Genomic DNA, 1,425 nt, shown 5'->3' with positions numbered 1-1,425 from the left:
GTGGCACTGAACAACGGCAGGAGGCAGGGCGACGGGGGTTCTGGTTTCGAATGCGTGACCTTTGACCGGGGGTGGTCGTTGGACGCGGTGAGGGGCTCTTCAGTGTCGGGCGGTGGTGGGGTGTGGGCGTGCTGCGTGAGGTGGTGGCGCCGTTCGTGGTGCCCGGCCCGTCCGGAGTGGCGATCCGCTCCAGTCTCAAGGGTTTGACCGGGCAGGACGAGGCGGTGCTGCGCCTGGTCGGCGAGCTGCTCGGCTCGCTGGCCTCCGGCGACCTGAAGGCCCGCTGCGCGGCGGGCCTGACCCACGACGGCGAGCAGTGGGCGCAACGCAAGCGGGCGCTGACGGGGAAGTCGTCCTCGCGGTGGGCGGGCAGCCTCACCAAGGCCACCCACGACCAGTGGGCTTTGGCCCGGCGCGGGCAACTCGCCCACCTCCACAGCCTCCGGGCGGGCGTCGACACGATCACGCACCGCCTCGCGCAGCCCATCGGGACGAAGGGTTCCAAGGGTGCGCCGGGCGGCTACCGCTCCCGGCGGGAGTGGTTCGCCAAGTCCCGGCGCCTGCACGTACTTGAGGACCGACTGGAGCATGAACAGGCCGACTGGGAAGCCGGACGGGTGCGGGTGGTGCGCGGCGGCAAGAAGCTGGCGCGCACCCGGCACCACCTTGAAGCCGCCCAGCTGACGGAGACGCAGTGGCGGCTGCGGTGGCAGGTCCAGCGGTGGTTTCTCCAGGCCGATGGCGAGTCCGGCAAACGCTACGGCAACGAGACCATCCGCATCACCCCCGGCGGTGAGGTGAGCATCAAACTTCCGGCGCCGCTGGCCTACCTGGCCAACGCGCCCCACGGCCGGTACGTGCTCGCCGGCCAGGTCCGCTTCCACCACCGGAGCGAGCAGTGGGCCGACCGTGTCGCCGCCGACCGCGCGGTGGCCTACCGCATCCATTACGACACAGACCGCAACTGCTGGTATGTGACCGCCTCCTGGCAGATCCCACCGGTGCAAGTCGTGCCGCTGGAGGCGGCTCGTGCGGGCGGGCTGGCCGGGGTGGACCTGAACGCCGACCACCTGGCCGTCTGGCGCCTGGACCAGCACGGCAACCCCGTCGGCGCGCCCCGCCGCTTCGACTACACCCTCACCGGCAGCGCACAGCACCGCGACGCGCAGGTCCGCCACGCCCTGATTCGCCTGCTGCACTGGGCCACACGGCATGGCCTGGCCCTGGCGATCGAGGACCTGGACTTCGCCGCGGACAAGACCCGGGAGAAGCACGGCCGCCGCACGCGGTTCCGCAAGCTCATCAGCGGCCTGCCCACCGCCGGGCTGCGGGCGAGGCTGGTGTCGATGGCCGCCGAGCGGGGCGTTCCCGTTGTCGCGGTCGACCCGGCCTACACCAGCCGCTGGGGCGCCCAGCACTGGCAGA

General features: G+C 71.9%; 1 protein-coding gene. It reads left to right on the top strand.

Annotated features, from left to right (window positions below):
- Nucleotides 1–122: 122 nt before the first annotated feature.
- The coding region (locus RH94_RS02150) for a transposase (protein WP_073945981.1) at nucleotides 123–1,425 on the top strand (1,303 nt) is incomplete at its 3' end.

The organism is Streptomyces kebangsaanensis (assembly GCF_001906585.1).
Classification (GTDB): Bacteria; Actinomycetota; Actinomycetes; order Streptomycetales; family Streptomycetaceae; genus Streptomyces; species Streptomyces kebangsaanensis.
Note: the sequence above shows the minus strand (reverse complement) of the source record. Positions and strands in the feature narration are given on the sequence as shown.